2 protein-coding genes and 1 pseudogene are annotated in these 2012 nt (G+C 70.5%); all 3 read right to left on the bottom strand.

Annotated elements, in window-relative coordinates; translation table 11 throughout:
• Positions 1-302 precede the first annotated feature (302 nt).
• Positions 303-494, bottom strand: coding sequence for a hypothetical protein (locus tag E1285_RS44785; RefSeq protein WP_132160984.1), 192 nt, complete (start codon positions 492-494; stop codon positions 303-305).
• A 37-nt stretch (positions 495-531) separates the two neighbouring features.
• Entirely contained in the window at positions 532-900 is a 369-nt protein-coding gene (locus tag E1285_RS44780; protein WP_132160983.1) for a helix-turn-helix domain-containing protein, read from the bottom strand.
• Positions 901-1666: 766 nt separating this feature from the next.
• Positions 1667-1888: pseudogene (locus tag E1285_RS44775) on the bottom strand (BldC family transcriptional regulator); the annotation flags it as partial.
• Positions 1889-2012: the final 124 nt, after the last annotated feature.

Here is a 2012-nt window from a genome sequence, read left to right as displayed (position 1 = left end):
CGACTCTCGCCGACCGGGAACGATCACGATCAAGCGGGGAGATATCTGGCCGTCCCTGGGGAACTTCCTGGCCATCAGTGGGGCGGTGTCTGGCCGCCTACGGGGAGCTTGTCACGGCCGCCGTCAGTCGGCCCAGTAGACAGGAACAGCGCGCAACTGGGCCGGGACCGGCACAACCGTGCGCCCGACCGTGGTCAGGTGCATTCCGCCGTAGATCGTTCCCGCCTGCACCGCGGTGTGGGCGTCTCCGTCGAAAGCGTTGCGGTACCCGCTGCTGGGGTCGAGTGGCGAAGCTGGGGGGATCACAAGCGGGCCCTAGTGATGGAGTTCGGGGTGCTGCGGCCGGTGAAACCCATGACGGGGATGCTCGGCCGGTGCCCGTCGTGTGGTGTCTCGGGGGCTTGGCGGGGATCGAAGAGGCCGCCGTCGGCGCAGCGGCCGGCCTCGGGCCGACCGTGCTCGGCCGGGGCGTGGCTGAGCCGATGACGCGTCATCGCGCGGGTTACTCCTTGTCCAATCGCACCAATACGGCTACGCGGGATCGGGCGGCGGGTCTGCGGGCGGGTCAGGCGGCGTGGAGTGCTGGGCGCGGCGCAGTGTGGTCGACGGGGCCTCGCTGTAGTAGGCGCTGTATTGGGCGCCGAAGTTGCTGGGGCTGAGGTAGCCGACCCCGGCGGCGATGTCACGGATGGTTTCGCGGACGGCATCGCGGACGGGGTGAGCGGCCAGCAGGGCCCGCCGCGCCTGGTGGAGCCGGACCTCCCGGATCAGCTGCCCGGGGGTGGTGTCCAGGTGGGTGTGGCACAGCGCCTGGAGTTGACGCACGCTGACCTGTGCCGCCGCAGCCATCGATGCGACACCGATGCTCGCGTCGCCGTAATGCTCAAGCAGCCAGTCCACAGCCAGGGTGAGGGGATAGGGCAGGGCACGCCCGTCTGGGTGTGGGGCGCGGCATCCGCACAGCGGGCACCCAGATTGCGCGAGGGCCACGAATTCGTCCCCTTCTTGGTGTGGAGGGTCTGGGATGCAGGCCGGTCCCCGGTCGGCGGGGCCCCGGTCGGCGCAGCGCCGGTCCGGGCACCCGTCCGCCCTGCCCCCTGCCGGGTCGGCGATCACCCTGGCCAACAGCCGGCCGGCTTGCTGGTCCCCGAGCCGGGCGCGACCGTCTGCCGCTGGCGCAACGGACGGGACGAGCGGGCGTCCTGGGGCGTCATGGAGATTCCAGCGGGACTATGTGGGCGGTGTGCAACACCAGGTCGGTGTAGGCCGCCAGGTCCTCGGCGCATACATCGTCGAGAACTGCGCAGAAGTCGTTGAGCTCAGCGGCGATGCGGTTCCACTCGGCTTCGGTGAGAGAACGCCCCAGGTAGCGGGTGAACCACGGGCGGTCGAGGTAGGCGACGGCGAGGCCGTACCGGCCCGCGAGCTCCAGCAACGCCGCCGTCGCGTCGCCGCCGAAGCGGTCCTCGATCAGCGCGTCGACGGGGTGGCGGCCCGCGCCCGAGACATCGGCACCCGAGGCATCGGCGTCGTCGGGAACCGGGCCCGGTACCGGTGCCGGGGCGGCGCTGTCCTGGGCGGCGGGCGGGACCGCCGCCGGTGCGGAATGCTGGTCTTCGCCTTCCATGTCTTCGCCTTCCACGTGTTGGTCTTCCAGGTTTTGGTCTTCCAGGTCTTGTGCGGGCAGTCCGTCCCGCAGGAGCCGGTCCACTTGTTCAGTGGAGTACCGCCGGTGGCCGCCGAGGGTGCGGATGCTGGTCAGCCAGCCCTTCTGCGCCCATCGGGTGACGGTCTTGGAGTCGACGCGAAACAGCGCGGCGACTTCTGCCGGCGTGTAGTGCTCGCCGCGGATGTCGGGGCGCTTCCGGTCTTGGTCGGTTCGGCTCATGCGTGTGCTTTCAGTGGCGGTGAAGCAGGAGGGAGGACAACGGTGGATCGGTCTTGCAGCCGATTTGGGTGTGGGCGTCCCCGGGTTGGTCGGTTGGGGGCGTGCGGGAGGCCGGGGTCAAGGC

The organism is Actinomadura sp. 7K507, assembly GCF_004348425.1.
Lineage (GTDB): Bacteria > Actinomycetota > Actinomycetes > Streptosporangiales > Streptosporangiaceae > Spirillospora.
This window is presented reverse-complemented; position numbering and strand designations above follow the sequence as displayed.